The 15,478-nt window shown below is 33.6% G+C and carries 20 protein-coding genes; 11 read left to right on the top strand and 9 right to left on the bottom strand.

The features are described 5' to 3' along the window. Positions 1-20 precede the first annotated feature (20 nt). Positions 21-1,433: a phosphomannomutase/phosphoglucomutase gene (locus AAGD45_RS06025; RefSeq protein WP_341761041.1), complete on the top strand. Its 1,413-nt coding sequence runs from the start codon at positions 21-23 to the stop codon at positions 1,431-1,433. A gap of 111 nt (positions 1,434-1,544) precedes the next feature. Here AAGD45_RS06025 and AAGD45_RS06030 read toward each other — a convergent pair whose 3' ends face one another. Next, positions 1,545-2,144 (bottom strand): bifunctional (p)ppGpp synthetase/guanosine-3',5'-bis(diphosphate) 3'-pyrophosphohydrolase, encoded by a 600-nt coding sequence (locus AAGD45_RS06030; RefSeq protein WP_341761042.1) that lies wholly within the window; start codon positions 2,142-2,144, stop codon positions 1,545-1,547. Positions 2,145-2,355: 211 nt separating this feature from the next. Between AAGD45_RS06030 and AAGD45_RS06035 the strand changes: the two genes are divergently transcribed. From AAGD45_RS06035 to AAGD45_RS06055, 5 genes are all read left to right on the top strand, one after another. Beyond that, complete coding sequence (locus AAGD45_RS06035; protein WP_341761043.1) at positions 2,356-2,484, top strand: hypothetical protein; 129 nt, start codon at positions 2,356-2,358, stop codon at positions 2,482-2,484. 639 nt (positions 2,485-3,123) lie between these two features. Then, positions 3,124-3,777, top strand: coding sequence for a queuosine precursor transporter (locus AAGD45_RS06040; RefSeq protein WP_341761044.1), 654 nt, complete (start codon positions 3,124-3,126; stop codon positions 3,775-3,777). 427 nt (positions 3,778-4,204) lie between these two features. Continuing rightward, entirely contained in the window at positions 4,205-4,747 is a 543-nt protein-coding gene (locus AAGD45_RS06045) for a hypothetical protein (RefSeq protein WP_341761045.1), read from the top strand. Between the two features lie 282 nt (positions 4,748-5,029). Further along, on the top strand, positions 5,030-6,376 hold the full coding sequence (locus AAGD45_RS06050; protein ID WP_341761046.1) for an IS110 family transposase: 1,347 nt from the start codon (positions 5,030-5,032) through the stop codon (positions 6,374-6,376). Between the two features lie 15 nt (positions 6,377-6,391). Next, a complete protein-coding gene (locus AAGD45_RS06055; RefSeq protein WP_341761047.1) occupies positions 6,392-6,859 on the top strand; it encodes a transposase in 468 nt (155 codons plus the stop codon). Here AAGD45_RS06055 and AAGD45_RS06060 read toward each other — a convergent pair. Genes AAGD45_RS06060 through AAGD45_RS06075 form a run of 4 tightly spaced genes read right to left on the bottom strand, consistent with a single transcriptional unit; the run spans position 6,856 to position 8,501 of the window. Further along, positions 6,856-6,963 (bottom strand): hypothetical protein, encoded by a 108-nt coding sequence (locus AAGD45_RS06060; RefSeq protein WP_341761048.1) that lies wholly within the window; start codon positions 6,961-6,963, stop codon positions 6,856-6,858. The two genes, AAGD45_RS06055 and AAGD45_RS06060, sit on opposite strands and share 4 nt — an antisense overlap. A gap of 2 nt (positions 6,964-6,965) precedes the next feature. Then, positions 6,966-7,586, bottom strand: a complete 621-nt coding sequence (locus tag AAGD45_RS06065) for a DUF2163 domain-containing protein (protein ID WP_341761049.1) — start codon at positions 7,584-7,586, stop codon at positions 6,966-6,968. Further along, positions 7,583-8,191, bottom strand: coding sequence for a DUF2460 domain-containing protein (locus tag AAGD45_RS06070; protein ID WP_341761050.1), 609 nt, complete (start codon positions 8,189-8,191; stop codon positions 7,583-7,585). The genes AAGD45_RS06065 and AAGD45_RS06070 overlap by 4 nt, the downstream gene beginning before the upstream one ends. Positions 8,192-8,246: 55 nt before the next feature. Further along, positions 8,247-8,501, bottom strand: a complete 255-nt coding sequence (locus tag AAGD45_RS06075) for a type II toxin-antitoxin system Phd/YefM family antitoxin (RefSeq protein ID WP_341761051.1) — start codon at positions 8,499-8,501, stop codon at positions 8,247-8,249. Between the two features lie 114 nt (positions 8,502-8,615). Between AAGD45_RS06075 and AAGD45_RS06080 the strand changes: the two genes are divergently transcribed. Continuing rightward, the gene (locus tag AAGD45_RS06080; RefSeq protein WP_375331066.1) at positions 8,616-8,705 is read left to right on the top strand and encodes an ATP-binding protein; all 90 of its coding nucleotides are present in this window, start codon (positions 8,616-8,618) and stop codon (positions 8,703-8,705) included. Positions 8,706-8,829: 124 nt separating this feature from the next. Continuing rightward, positions 8,830-9,543, top strand: coding sequence for an Eco47II family restriction endonuclease (locus AAGD45_RS06085; RefSeq protein WP_341761052.1), 714 nt, complete (start codon positions 8,830-8,832; stop codon positions 9,541-9,543). Here the strand turns inward: AAGD45_RS06085 and dcm are convergent. Then, positions 9,524-10,741, bottom strand: a complete 1,218-nt coding sequence (gene dcm, locus AAGD45_RS06090; RefSeq protein ID WP_341761053.1) for a DNA (cytosine-5-)-methyltransferase — start codon at positions 10,739-10,741, stop codon at positions 9,524-9,526. The genes AAGD45_RS06085 and dcm overlap by 20 nt on opposite strands. A gap of 346 nt (positions 10,742-11,087) precedes the next feature. Here dcm and AAGD45_RS06095 point away from each other — a divergent pair, with 346 nt between their 5' ends. Then, positions 11,088-11,693, top strand: a complete 606-nt coding sequence (locus AAGD45_RS06095; protein ID WP_410521062.1) for an IS110 family transposase — start codon at positions 11,088-11,090, stop codon at positions 11,691-11,693. A gap of 24 nt (positions 11,694-11,717) precedes the next feature. Beyond that, the gene (locus AAGD45_RS06105) at positions 11,718-12,179 is read left to right on the top strand and encodes a transposase (RefSeq protein WP_341761054.1); all 462 of its coding nucleotides are present in this window, start codon (positions 11,718-11,720) and stop codon (positions 12,177-12,179) included. Positions 12,180-12,307: 128 nt separating this feature from the next. On the opposite strand, the gene AAGD45_RS06110 is transcribed toward AAGD45_RS06105, so the two are convergent. Continuing rightward, positions 12,308-12,496 carry a hypothetical protein gene (locus AAGD45_RS06110; protein ID WP_341761055.1) on the bottom strand — a complete coding sequence of 63 codons (189 nt, stop codon included), beginning with the start codon at positions 12,494-12,496 and terminating at the stop codon, positions 12,308-12,310. Positions 12,497-12,841: 345 nt separating this feature from the next. Between AAGD45_RS06110 and AAGD45_RS06115 the strand changes: the two genes are divergently transcribed. Beyond that, a complete protein-coding gene (locus AAGD45_RS06115) occupies positions 12,842-13,180 on the top strand; it encodes a hypothetical protein (protein WP_341761056.1) in 339 nt (112 codons plus the stop codon). A gap of 183 nt (positions 13,181-13,363) precedes the next feature. Here AAGD45_RS06115 and AAGD45_RS06120 read toward each other — a convergent pair whose 3' ends face one another. Both AAGD45_RS06120 and AAGD45_RS06125 read right to left on the bottom strand, forming a co-directional pair. Then, positions 13,364-13,597 carry a type II toxin-antitoxin system RelE/ParE family toxin gene (locus AAGD45_RS06120; RefSeq protein WP_341762232.1) on the bottom strand — a complete coding sequence of 78 codons (234 nt, stop codon included), beginning with the start codon at positions 13,595-13,597 and terminating at the stop codon, positions 13,364-13,366. 116 nt (positions 13,598-13,713) lie between these two features. Then, the gene (locus AAGD45_RS06125; RefSeq protein WP_341760830.1) at positions 13,714-15,384 is read right to left on the bottom strand and encodes an IS1634 family transposase; all 1,671 of its coding nucleotides are present in this window, start codon (positions 15,382-15,384) and stop codon (positions 13,714-13,716) included. Between the last annotated feature and the right edge of the window lie 94 nt (positions 15,385-15,478).

Genomic DNA, 15,478 nt, shown 5'->3' on the forward strand with positions numbered 1-15,478 from the left:
TATACTCAATTATAATGACAATGGAAATAAATAGAACAATTTTTAGACTGTACGACATTCGTGGCAGCAGTCTAATAGATATTAATCCAACTATTGCTTATAAAATTGGCTTTTGTTTTACCAAAATGCATATATCCAAGCAAGGGAACGAAATATTTATAGGACGTGATGGTAGATTAAGCTCCCCTGCCCTTTACCATGCTTTGGTTAATGGCATTATTTCAGCTAAGGGAAAGGTTACCTCAATAGGCATTGTCCCCTCCCCTGTTTTATATTTTGCTGATAAAATATTTAAGCCACAAGCTAGCATAATGATAACAGGATCCCATAACCACAAAGATGATAATGGCTTTAAGTTGTTATCACAAGGAAAGTCTTTTTTCGACCAACAAATACAAGATTTACTGAATAATATTCTAAGTCAAGATTTGTCCACCAATTTTATTATACCAAAAAAATTTCCAGCACTAAGTAATATATGCAATTTAAATGTTACCGATAAATATCTAGATAGGATTTTGCAAGGAATAACTATAGAACCTCAAATAAAAATCGCATGGGATCCTGCCAATGGTGCGGCTGGAAATATTATTGACTTATTAGCATTAAGATTACCTAACAAAAATATCGTTATAAATTCGCAAATTGATGGTAATTTTCCTAATCACCACCCAGATCCAACTATTCCCAAAAATCTAGAACAACTAATAGAGATAGTTAAGACTCAGGATTGCGATATTGGTATTGCATTCGATGGGGATGGAGATCGTATAGGCATTGTAAGTAAGAAAGGACGAATAATTTTAGGCGACCAAATCCTTGGTATATTGGCAAAAGATGTAATTGATCAAAATCCAAATGCAACTATTATAATGGATATCAAATCAAGCAGTAGCATATTTAATCAGATTAAGTCATATGGCGGAAACGTGATAATGTGCAAAACAGGCCATTCCTTTATCAAAGATAAGATGCAAACAACTAAGGCGTTACTTGGCGGTGAAACTAGTGGTCATATATTTTTTGCTGATAAATATTATGGATATGATGATGCAATTTATGCTGCCTTACGGTTTGTTGATTTACTATCAAGGTCAAAAAAAACTTTAGACGATATGATAGATGAATTACCTAAATGTTATAATAGCCCTGAAATTAAGATTTCTGTACCAGATAACCTTAAATTTGATATTATTCAGCAAATAAAAGAGGATTTAAACAGCAGAAATATCAGTTTCAACGATATTGATGGTATAAGGGTTGACTCACATAATATGCCCAATGAATTTCAGGGGCATGCATGGTGGTTACTAAGAGCTTCGAATACTGAAGCTAAAATTATTGCTAGATATGAATCAGATAGTTTGGAAGAACTAAATAGTATAAAACTAGAGCTTTCATCTTTACTAGCCAAATATGGTTTGAAGCTATAGCTAACCCAAAAAAATTTTAGCATATACCCCAATTCGGGATAAGAATTAGTTAATTCTTATCCCGAATTCGCGTTAAGCACATATTTTAGTTACTCAATAACACTATGCACTTCATACTTTACGCAAGTTGTCTTGATAAATACGATAAAGATTTATAATTGTTTGCTCATAATCAATAAGTTCTTGTATAGTCCAATTAAAATGGGTAAAGATGTCGTACGCTTTATTTAGCTCAGTATTAATATCAGCTACATTCAATATACCAGTAGGCAGTAACTCTCTTATCTTTGCTGCCTGCGTCTTTTTATATTCATCGTGATTTGCTGTACCAAATTCTGCTATATCATGCATCTCATTGGTTCGTACCTGCATTTCCACATCACGTCTAGGGTTGCCGACACTCGTAACAATATGCAAGGAACGATAACCATTATCTTTAGGATAATCAATATAGTTCTTTTTCTCTGTTGTTTTAACAGAATAGATACCACAAATAATATCCAACACTTTATAACAATATTCTAGCTTATCAACTATAAATCTAAAAGCCACTAGATCCGTTAATTCGTTAGTCTTTAGTATCATCTTATTTAAGGCAGAACAAGGGTCTTTTAATCTATAATATGTTGTTGCTGCTATATCATTTTCATTTAGCTTAGTACTAATAATATCAGCTATTTTACGTAAATCGTTAGTATCTTGAGATTGCATATTTGATATTCTAGTTGTAGTGAATTTGTTTTTAAAATAATATTATGGTAGTCTTTGATGCTAACAAATAAAAATAAGCTTGTCAATTGCTAGAAAATCATTTATTGAACAAGTATATAGGCAATTATACCTACTAAGAGTAAACATATACAACCTAATGTGTTTTGTACTCAAGCATAGCAAACAAAAAAACTCATAATAAATTATTACAATGGCTACAAAGAAGCTGAAGCATGATGAAGTTGTTAAAGCAGCCACAGAATCTCGACCTGCAGCGGACGATGATGTACGTGAGGAGCAGAGTACCGGAAGCATGAATAAATTACCAGCAGAAGTATAGTTTCGCAAGATATCTAATGAACTAACCTTAATTACGGTACTTATACCATTTCCGAAAACTAATCATCACGTCGTCGTACTTTATGATCTCCACTCCTCACGTACTAGTTGTACGCGAAGGTAGCCGACACTCGTACTCCGAGTAGCAATTTAGTTTTGGAAAATGGTGTTATAACCATCAGAGTAGCCATGCAAAGTACCTTAATTTTCTTGAGTACAATTGTAACCTTATAAAAAAATTTAATTTAGAGTTAAGACGAGTTAATATAGATATTGGTGCATTTAGTAAAGAATAATTGTATTATTCTACATACAAGAAAAGTAAAATTTCTGTATTAATGTCACAATATTAATTATATGGTGAAACCGTGGTGGATGATGATGTATACTCGATGAAAATCAACAATTGCGTTGTCGTTGTCCAAGACCTGCGGTACTAATGTACGCTGTGCTCCTCGTCTTGAACACTCCTAGCACTTGTTGATTTTGATTTTCGTCTACCAACTCTTCATTTACGAGCAGTATAATACAACAAACTTTACCATATATAAATAATTTTATAAGTTGAATTTTAGGTAAACTTATTTATTTTAAATTATAGTTTTTACTCAAAATATTCTTAATTTATGATTCCAAAAACATGACCATAGATGAAAAAATTTATATTACTATATGCGTATTATTTGCAATTCTCATTGTAATAGGTAATTTAATATATCAAAAGTTTGTTTTCTTACCAATATTACCTTTTTATACTTTTGAACTTTCTGTAGGTGCGATAACATACCCATTAACATTTTTACTTACTGATTTAATTGTTGAATTTTATGGGAAAACCAAAGCTAATTTCTGTGTTAAACTTGCACTAGCTATGAATATAATTGTTGTATTAATTATAGCAATAATGGATAGGTTAAATGCCACAGAATGGTCTAAAATCGATAATATAACTTTTCATAAGGTTTTTGGGTTATATAGTATTGCTTTCATAGGCTCAATTATTGCCTGTTACACTGCTCAACTTATTGATATTACAATTTATTTATGGATACGTAAAGTCACTCATGGTAGATGGCTATGGCTTAGGAACAATGGCAGTACAGCAATTTCGCTATTTATAGATACTTGTATTGTTATTAGCTTCATGAGTATATTTGGAGTGCTACCAATAGATCGTATGTGGTCACTTATAGTGAACAGCTATTCATTTAAACTTTTCTTCACAATATGTAGCACTCCTTTATTTTACATAGGAGTTAGCATAATAAAATATGTTACTAAATATAAAAGTTAATTTTTTTATTCCCCTATAAATTGTTCTCGTATCTCACACAAGTCATTTGTTACTTACATCTATCAATAACATTCTAAAATGACCAATATTTATAACATAACCTTGTATGGATCTCCCGTAAAATGCAAGAAAAAACACATATTCCTAGTTAGAATTTCTTGCATATTCTTTGTTTACCTAAAGAAATAACATACAGAGATCGAAAGCAAGCTAGATTCATTAATTGATTTCTCAGTACAGGACAAAGAGATTAAGGAGAGAATAAAAAATAGTAGATAACGCGTAGACAAAGCTCTATTACTTAGGTTGTTAAAGACTTAAGAGGCAAGAGAATGATTACAGCGTTATCACAATTAATAGGAGACTACTTTTTTAATAGTTTTGCAAGCATAAAATTAATAGGACAAATAATATTAGATTACTGCAAGTGAGAGATGTAAATCTTACACAACTTGCCTTAACGATAAAAGGAGACAAGCAAGAATCACGCTATAAGAAATTACAGAGATTTTTTGCCAAATGTGAATTATCATACACATCCTTAGCCAAGTTACTGGTTAGGTTGGCTGGAATTGATGCTGAACAATGGTTATTAGTGCTTGATCGGACAAATTGGAAATTTGGTAAGCTTGACATCAATATTTTAGTATTATCTATTTGCCATAAAGGCATTGCTATACCAATTATGTGGGATATGTTGCCAAAAGCAGGAACTTCTAATAACGTTGAACGTCAGCAATTAATGGAAAGGTTTATTACTGTATTTGGCATAGAGAAGATGTCAGCATTGCTTGGGGATCGGGAGTTGATTGGTGATTTATGGCTAAAGTTTTTAGCTGATAAAATGATACCATTTTATATTAGAATCAAAGCCAATCTTACCATTGGTAGAGCAGAAGATGAATTAGTTACTGCTAATCATTTAATTAAGAGCACCAAACAAAATGCTAAGCATTATGTAAAAACATAAACAAACTTTGGTGGTAAGGTATCAACCTCAGAGTATAGTATTCACGACTATACTGTGTTAAAGTTGCAGTTAGCCGAGTTGGTTAAAGAGCTTATAACCGGTGTTGTCAATGGTGCAGCGAAAGCAGCCCGTTTAAGAGCATGGTTTTGGAGTTTTTGGTAAGATCATTGATGGCATTATGTGTTTATAACACATAAGAGACCTCGTTTAGAAGATTAATTTTTTCATTCAATACTCCAACTTAAAATTAGCTCGGTCTAATTACTAGACGTAGGAGGTTGTATGACAAATAAAAAGAATGATAAACAGAAATTATCTGTAATCAATCCTAATGCAGCATGTATTGATATTGGTTCTAGAGAACATTACGTTTGCGTACCAGCTGATAGGGATGAAAAAAATGTACAAAAATTTGCTGCTTTTACCAGTAATTTAAGAGAAATGGCAGATTGGTTAAAAAAATGTGGAGTTAAGACGATAGCTATGGAATCAACAGGGATATATTGGATACCTGTATTTCAGATTTTAGAGACTACTGGCTTTGAAGTTATATTGGTGAATGCTAGGTATGTGAAAAACGTACCTGGACGTAAAACGGATGTAGCTGATTGTCAGTGGTTACAACAACTTCATAGCTATGGATTGTTAAGTGGTTCATTTCGTCCAAAAGATCAGATATGTGAATTAAGAACTCTTACTAGACAAAGAGACAGATTAACAAAGAATGGTGCAACCCATGTAAACCGTATGCAGAAAGCACTGAATGAAATGAATATCCAATTACATCATGTGATTAGTGATATAACAGGCGTTACAGGAATGAGTATAATAAAAGCAATTATTGCTGGTGAAAGGGATGCAAATAAATTAGTCACATTTAGGGATAGTCGTATAAAAAGTGATGAAAAGACTATTATCAAAGCTGTGGAGGGAGATTATCGCAAAGAGCATCTTGTAGTATTAAAGCAAGAATTAGATATTTATGAATTTTACCTAAAACAAATCAAGGAGTGTGACGAAGCAATAGAAAGCTGTTACAAAGAGTTTGATAAACGTGGTGATGGTGATGTAACAAATAAGCAACGCAAGAACAAAAATTCTCCAAAGTTTGATTTACAACAATCACTATATAATGCAGCAGGAGTAGATTTTACTGCAATTCCAGGGCTAAGTGAGCTAAGTGTACAAACGATAGTATCGGAAGTGGGGTTAGATATGGACAAATGGAGTACAGAGAAACATTTTACATCTTGGCTTGGCTTAAGTCCTGCTAATAAAATTACCGGTGGTAAAGTATTTGATACTAGAACAAAAAAGGTAGAAAATAAAGCAAGTATGGCTTTCAGGATGGCCGCTCTTAATCTAGGTAGAGGTAAATCAGCACTAGCAGGATTTTACAGAAGGATAAAAAGTAGGGGTGGTACACCAAAAGCTATTACAGCAACAGCAAGGAAGTTGGCATGTATGTTTTATCGATTATTAAAATATGGTCAAGACTACGTCGAACAGGGAATTGAAACTTACGAAAAACAATACCAAGAAACAATGGTGAAAAACCTACAAAAACAGGCAACACGACTAGGGTTTAGCGTAGTTAAAATAGAAGCTTCTTTAGAACCAGTTTGTTAGAAGAATGGTGAATATATGTTGTTTAAAGGAAAAAGATATTTGGGTAAGAATTATAAAGGACCTAAAGTATCTGTAGCGGCATTGCGTAATGATCAAGGAGAATTAGTAATCATAGCTACCAATGATAACCCTAATATAGCACTAAATATATATAAAAAAAGATGGGAAATAGAAAATCTTTTTGCTTGCCTTAAAACACGAGGATTTAACTTTGAAAACACCCATATAATACATTTAGATAGAATTAGTAAATTGCTTGGTTTACTTGCTATAGCATTTACTTTTGCTTATGTTGTGGGTCAATGGCAAAATTCTATCAGACCCATAAAGCTTAAAAAACACGGTAGAAAGTCTATCTCCTTATTCAGGTATGGCTTAGATTACTTGCAGAGAATATTTTTGAATATTGAAGAAATGATGGAAGTTATAACAAAATTTATTAAGCCCATAACACCATCTTTACTTCGATTATCACCTTGTTAATCTCTTTGTCCTGTACTGAGAGCAAATTTATCAGATACACTAATAGCAAAAGGCATTGGTAGGGCTAATATTATCTTTGTATCAGCAAAATCTTTTACTTCCATCTTTAGTCCATGATTATTACCGCTATTCCAGTAAACCAGCCATTGGGCTGATCAAGGTTTTGAGCAAAGAAGCTTTGCTGGTCAATCACCTTCGATACTGTTTCTTCCACAGTAAATCCTAGCTGTTGCAAGTTAAACTTGCATTTTGTATCACCAAGATTAGCTCGACAATGAGGCAGATAAGTTTCACACATTGTTTGTGATAAGAATTGTGTAAGCCCTCTTATTTCAGCACAAAACATGTTGCTGTTTAAAGTTACTTCTCCTAATATTCCACGCTTTTGTATTAGCTTACCACTATTTGGTTCTTGATAATTTACTAAAAATATTTCAACTTCAGCGAAATCATATTTACCAGCCAGTAAATCGCTAGCATTTATTTTAGGGGTAAAAATTTGTCCTGATAAGTCAAGATTATCTACTGCCATGTTACTGCTACTCTCAACATTGGTTGGAGTAAAACTAGCAATAGATTCATATTGCAAATCATCAATTAGTAAATTTTGGTCATAATCAGTAAATCCTAAAATTATTTTATCCAGTCTAGTAATTTTCCAGCAAGTAGCAAGGCTTGTCACCTTGGATTTTAAGTGATGAGTTAATGTTGGCGGTAAATTTCTCATACTCTAATTTCAATGAGAGGAATATTACCCCAAGAGCCTATGTTAAAGCTATCCATCGATAAATCAAGGTGATCCGTGTCAAACCTAACTGGTACGTCAAATTCAAAATCTGCCTTTATTTCTTCATCTCTTCTCGGAGGTTGAGCAAAGACAATTGAACCAGTGGTAAAATCAATGTCAATTTCTTCTGTCTGCACTACACAAGAATCAAGATAAATCTTGCAAAAACTATTTTTTACTGGTTTAGTTATAATTCTAGCATAAATATATCCACCACTAATATAATTTTTAACTAATTGGAATTTTTTTATTTGACCATCCCCTTTGCCTAATAACTGATTTATACCTTGATAATCAGACCAGTCTTTATAACGAAAACCTATAGCTCTGCCACGTCTTGCCCGAAAAAAACTTATTAGCTCTTGCCACTGGGCTTGTGTCTTGATACCACTCCCTATATCATATCTGCTTCTTGCCATTTGCCAGTTAATATTGCGTTGCTCATGACCACTAAATGTTGTAACGATGTTAGTTGAGAATATTGGGCCACCCTTAGAACCATAAGATATCTCAGGCGGAAATTGCACCTCAGCAAAGACTATCATAAATGATTAAATTAGCTTGTTAATCAGAGAGTTAAGATTATTATATATATATCTTCTAAATATCTTCATTTTTCTTAAAGTCAGCTAGAGATATAGTGCCATGTTGCTTGGCTTCTTCTAGGGATTTTCTTGCATCCTCTACATCTAATTTATCTTCAAGAGCTTCAAGCAAATTTAAATCTTCCATAGGTATTACGGCAACAAGGTTTTTTCCTCGCCTTGTAAAAATGATTCTTTCTTTCCCATAAGCACTACGATTCAGTACTTCAGAAAAATGTTCTCTTGCTTCTACAGTGGTAATAAAATTCATAGTAGGATTGTAACCCTCTTTAATCTACTACTCAAATGTACGTTACGTACAAATTTTTGTCAAGTTATATGTCACAAATTCCTAGAATGACCACAAGTCTTTGGTTGTAATAAAATGACGGTAGCATTACTTGACAGAATTTGCCACAACTGTAACATCATCAAAATTGGTAACGAAAGTTATCGTATGAGAAAACGAAAATAACTAATTTTACCCTCTACAATATTGCTCGCTAAACGGGTCATTTTTCAACGTTTATTGACAATAATTTATTTTCATCTAAAATTTAGATAAAAGATAATTGCTGTGAGCAAAATTGGAGAAAAAAATGTCTTATTTGAGTTTTATTAAGGATGATATACTTGAAGCTATAGTAAAAGAAGTATTTAATAAAGCCGCTAACGCTATAGCTATGTCCGAAAAAAAGCTAGATAGAAATGTCATTGACCCATTTTCAAGCTTATTTGAAATGAGTAGCCTTGAAATCGATGCAGAAGGTTGGCTAGCAATGGAAAAAGTTAGACAAGCTCAAAAAACTCTCTCAAATCATATAGGGCACTTTCACCAAAGCGTGATCGGTGCCATAAATGGCTGGACAAACCTTAGGGCAAACCAGCAAATTGACCTAATAAACGAAGATCGACAAATCATTGCAGAAATTAAAAATAAGCACAACACTATCAAAGGCTCAGACAGGTGCAACACTTACACTGCTTTAGAGGGTCTTGTGATGCCAAAGGGTCATAAATATAAAGGCTATACAGCTTATTACGTTGCAGTCATTCCTAAAACAGCAGAAAGATATGACAAAGAATTTACCCCGTCCATTTCCAAAACGACGTCGTCTTGCAGCCCAAACCATCTAATAAGAGAGATAGATGGCTATAGCTTTTATGCTCTTGCAAGCGGCGTAGAAGATGCCATGTCGCAAACCTTTGATGCTATAATGTCCATAGTCGCAAAGCTTAAGCCACATTACAAAGTTGATGATAAATTCATTAGAGGATATTTTAACAAGACCTTTATGCCGCAAGAGAAATAGTTGTATCATGGCAACTATCCAATATTCTAATCAGAGCTTTTCCTATGTGGTATCCTAAATTCACTGGCACAGCATTGCCAATTTGTCTATATTGTGCCGCAATAGAACCGCTGAATGCCCAATCATCAGGAAATGACTGTATACGAGCGTATTCTCTAATAGTCAAAGGTCTAGTTTCTGATGGGTGGCATCTCTCGGTCTGTTTTTGTGCTGGGTTACATGTCAGCGTCAAAGAAGGTTCATCCCAAGCCAAACGCCTAGCCATTCCAGTTTTCCCACCACCTAAAAAGTAGCTCGCACCCATGAAAGATCTTTGGAGTTCATCTGGTAAATCTCTCCAATAACCTCCTTCTGGTATTAATTCCATCAATCTTCTTTTGCTTTCCGTATATTGTTGCCCAAGCGAGCTTGGAACATCTTTCAAGACCTCTCTCAAAGACACAGTATAATCTTGCTCTGCTGGGAATAAGACCGTGGCTTTGTAGTCTTTGTGAATACCTATAATCACAAGTCGCTCTCTTTTTTGAGCTACGTCTAGATACTGAGATCTCAAAACACGATAAAACATATTATAACCAAAATCATCCAGTATTTGGATCATTGTAGCCAGTGTACGCCCTTCGTCATGCTTCTCAAGTCCCCTGACATTCTCTGCTAAAATTACTTTTGGATTTATTTCTTTGACGGCTCTTGCATATTCAAAAAATAATGTCCCTCTAATATCATCAAAACCCATTCTTTTACCAGCATAACTAAAGGCTTGGCATGGAAACCCACCAGCAACAATGTCGGCTTTAACCCCTGTAAAATCAACTTTAGTAATGTCATTTTCTATGACATTCCAATTTGGTCTATTTGTTCTTAACGTTTGAGTTGCTAGTTTATCAATTTCAACAAGCATTTTAGTTTCAAGTCCAGCATTATGCATACCAAGGGCTAATCCGCCAGCCCCCGCAAATAGTTCTACGACGCTATACTCACTCTTATAATTTGTTGAAAGGACTTTATAACCACTATCACTCGAGCATTTTGCTAGCTTAGACTGAAGTCTTTTTAGTTCATCTATTTGGAATATGCGTTGTCCAAGAGTGCTACGATGACCTTTGACCAATCCCTTTTTTTCCCAACGCCTTATTGTATCGAGTGAAACCCCTAATAGAGTACTAGCATCTGCTATTGATAAACATTTCTCTGTCATAGTAACCATTTGCTTATGCAATGGTTACTATAACATTTGCGTAAAATGATTTCAAGGAGAAATATGCAGCAATTCCCCAAGGTAATTTAAAAGTCCCAACTAATGATAGAAAAGTTTGTTTTTTAAAATGCATAAATGTCTATTAGCGAGAAGCCGCAAAGCGGCGACGTGGCAATCCAAAAGTTGCAGTGGCAAAAAATAAAACAGCAAGCTTATATCTTAAAAACATGTTATAAGTAGTTGTAAGAGGGTGACTTGAAGCAAGCTAGACTGAAATAGTCGTGAACAGAATAAGTACCCTCTATCGTTAAGTTTGCTTTGAACAAATTGCAGAGGAGATTATACTATGAAAAAAATAATAGGTCTAGATGTAAGTAAAAAATGGCTTGATGTATGTATATATATTTCAAACAGTAAACCGGAATATCATCGTTTTGCAAATGATAATTTAGGTCATGAAGAGCTTATAAAATTAACAAAATATCAAAAAATTGAGCTAATAGTGTGCGAACCCACAGGAGGCTACGAGGATGAAATTTGCCAAAAATTATATAGTAATGAGCAACGGATTCATAAGGTAAATACCTATAGTTTTAATTCATTTAGTAAGTCAGTAAATTTTTGTAAAACGGACAAGCAAGATGCTTTTAAATTAGCGTATTACAGTGATAAGATGCAACTTACAGCAAATTATATACATCAAATTGAATCAGAAAATTTGAAGAGATATCAGCAAAGACGGGAAGATTTAGTATTGATGCTTAGTAATGAAAAAAAGAGGTTGCATAATAGTGTCGATGGTATTGACAAAGAAAGCATAGAAACATTAGACTTCTTTCGAAACTCTACTTCTGCTGGTGATTTGTACGTCGATGCGGTACTCGAATCCTCACGTACATTAGAGTACGCTGCGGTTCTGCGTTCCGCGTCTCCTTCAAATCCCTCAGCATAAGCGAGTTTCGAAAGAAGTCTATTGATGGGATGCTTACAAAAGGAAATATCTAAAATTGATGATAAATTAAATGAGATAATAGATGGATCAGAAGAACTACAAGAAAAAACAAAAATATTAGAAACTGTACCTGGCATTGGCAAATGTCTAGCTAGTAAATTAATTAGTTTTTTACCTGAGTTGGGAAATAAAAATTATAGCGGCAACGAATTATCAGCTATGGTTGGAATAGCGCCATATGCTCGAGATAGTGGTAATAAACAAGGTCGAAGATTCATTAGAGGAGGCAGAAAGATACCACGAGATGCACTATATATGGCAGTACTAACAGGTAAAAATGGCTTTCAATATTTAAAAGCTTTATATGACAGACTTATTAATAATTTTAAACCTAAAAAAGTTGCGACAGTAGCTTGTATGCGTAAATTACTGGAAGTTTGCCATAAGCTTATTCAACAAAAACGTGTATTTGTTGTTAATCAATAATATTTTTTATTTATATAAAATACAGATAAAAAATATTTAATTTTTTTAAAAAGATAATTGCTGTTTATTTGGATCGCCACGCCACTTTTCTAGAGATATTATTACTTTTTTAAAGGGATCAATTTTCGTTACAATCTTTGCTCTAAAGGGGGCAAAACCTGATTACAATTTACAGCAATAGCAGCAACGTCAAAACTAGTGGTATAATTACGAAAGCTATAAGATAAATTCCAGCCTTCATTAGCAGGATATTTGTTTAAATATCGTCGCCATTCGACAGTTTCACCTGCAGAAAATGATGTTGGTTCAGAAATCACCGTAAGATATAATTAAAAAAACTTATTGTTGACTTTTGCTAACTATAGTTTAAAACTAAAAGTGAAATAACTGCAAGGTTATTTTGGGGTTTCGCAGCCACTATCAACAGCGGTATACAACAACCGAAAATGTTGTTCCTTGATTATTATGATCGGGGGGGTGGTAGCGTATGTTCAAGGCTTGTGGTGTAAACTTCAAGCCTAAAGGCTACCATACCGGCTGTTGACGGTTTCTGCGAACTTCCCGATCGCCAAGATATGTATAACCTATAAATTTTTCTTTTATCATTTTATCTTTGGCGATCAAAACTCTTAATTATTAAAACATTAGAGAAGGGGTCGCATATGAACAACCAACAAGCCATTATCTTATTATATTCATCACATGCCCGTTTTGAACTCATAAGGCAATCTTTGATCAATTTTTGTAAGGAAAATAATTTTACAATAATAAAAATTATCTACGCACCAAATAAATACGATGACAGTATACTTCACGAATTAATTTATACAGTAAGCAAACAAAATAATTATAATAATCCTATCAATCTAATCATCGATGACAGTATATTTGGTAATATTTGTTATTTCGTAACTTGGGTGGTAATTACTACTTTATTAGAAGCTAAGCTGATTAATAGGCTTTATATTCAAGAAAATATATTGCCATACCACCAATACTGAAAAAGATAAATTCGATAATTTTTTAGCAACTAACATAATAACTGAGCATTATTTATTAAAATTCTGTTTCTCATATTTTAACATTATAATGCATGCTGCTAAAGCAACAATAGATTTCGATGATGAAGAATTACATAAAGGCGGCAATGCATAATATATCGAGGTTTTTTTAAATTCCCGTACTTACTTGTTTTTTTCCAGCCTAGAAGTTAATTGTTTATATACTTCGTTACGGTTTCTTTTCCCTATGCTTAAAACAAGTACTGTTATTCGTATGTCATCAACCTCATAAACTAACCTATATCCTGCAGACTTTAGCTTTATTTTATATAAATTAGTCCCTCCACTTAGGGCATCTTTTGGTATATGAGGATTAATTAATCTGCTTGATAATTTCTTTTTAAATTGTTGTTTAATAACTTCACCTAATTTATCCCATTCTTTCTTCCCGACTTCCGCATTTTTTAATAAGGCATAAGCTTAGAAGGCTCATAGTGCTAGGATTTTTAAAATTTAGGCACAACATTATTTTGTTATTTTAAATATATTTCAGCATGGTCTGAACGCTTGATGTTAAAGGTTTTATAGATTTTTCTAGCTTCGTTTTTTATTGCACTTGGTAGTCTATAAAGATCACCAGTCTTTGTATGTCTTAAGATTGAAGCCTGTACTGATATTAATAATTCAACGATGTTAGTTACACTGATCTTTTGGGTCAGAGCAACCTTGTATTCTATAGTTTTAAGCACTGCAAAACTCATATAACACACAGCTATGTGTGCTTCTATCCTTTGTTTAGTCCAGTGAAAAATTGGACGCATTTGTAAATTATGTTTATTGATTCTAAATTGCTCTTCAATTACCCATAATCTAGCATATTTTGCTATTGCTTCATGTGGAGTTATAGTTTGGTCATTGGTGATTACCCCATGTATGCCATCCCACAACGCATCCTGCTCTATCTTCTCTGCGTCAATATAGCTCTTGCCATTTTCACTAGAAGTATATTTTTTTACTCCACTATTAGATATAAGTTTTTTAGTACTACCAGACTCACCAATAGTCTTATTAATTTTATCTAAAATTTTTTGTCGCTCCTGTGCATCATTAATAGCCCTTTTAGATTTATAACTGGTAATTAGACGTTTACCATCATGCTCTAGATCGGCAATCCAAGTAAGATCATTGCCTATAACAGTAGGCTTATAGTTTTCCTCTGATAATATTTCTTCTTTCTTTTCTTTCTTGAGTGTTTTAAGCTTTGCTGCCACAATATAACGATAACCACCTTCATCGAGAGCTTGCAAGTTAGCTTTACTAAACATTGCACGATCAGCAATAAAACAGACATCTTTAACTTTAAGATACGCTTGCCAGCTGTTAATTGATTTAATTAAGGTGCTAACTTCTGCGGTATTACCACTAAACAGCTCATAGCCAAGTGGTAATCCATCCTCATTAGTTGCTAGGGCAAGAACTAGTTGGGTAGTATTAAAGCGATGATCTTTACTATAGCCAAAGGCTCTTAGCTCATCTATTTCTACTGATTCAAAGTATAGTGTAGTGACATCAAAAAATACTAGGCTAATCTCTTTATTAGGAATCAGGGTTAGGGTGTTTTTAAAGCATAATTCTTTAATTTTAGGTATTTGCTCATGTAATTTGTCCATCATCCGATAAGTAGCATCTAGATCATGATGCCTGTCAAATTGATCGCTTAAATACTCAACTATCCCTTTTTTACTATTTGGTCTTACCATACGGGCTAACACTAAATCCTTCAGCATCCCAGCGTCACGTTTCCTTGCTAGTAACTGGTTAAAATGCATTTGATCATAAACATGCCCCCCTATTTGATGCACTCCTTCAACAACTCGCTTGACTTCTACAACCTCATTTAGTTTTACTTCGTTAACAGGTAGAATATCTTTTAACAACTTGTTAGTTGGACGACCTCTTTTAACCTCGTTAGTATCATCAGTAAACAAATTCCTCTGCCCAATTGCAGCTTCTCTCTCAGCTTTAATCTTGGCAATCAAATCTTGTGCTAGGGCAACTAATTTAGCTTCTTCTACTTCATCTATGAAGACTCCTAAATGACGTACTATACGCTGTTTGACGTTACCTTTACTATCACGATAACCTTCCACTATTTGAATAGATTGCCTTGGACTATTAGGAGTTTTTTTACGACGTATGTACATATTAGGGCTATAAAATATGGGGCTATATTCAATTAATTAAATAATAAACAACATCGCAGTTAAAGTCAATAATAAAATATCTACTAGGCACAAC

The organism is Candidatus Tisiphia endosymbiont of Thecophora atra, from assembly GCF_964026395.1.
Classification (GTDB): domain Bacteria; phylum Pseudomonadota; class Alphaproteobacteria; order Rickettsiales; family Rickettsiaceae; genus Tisiphia.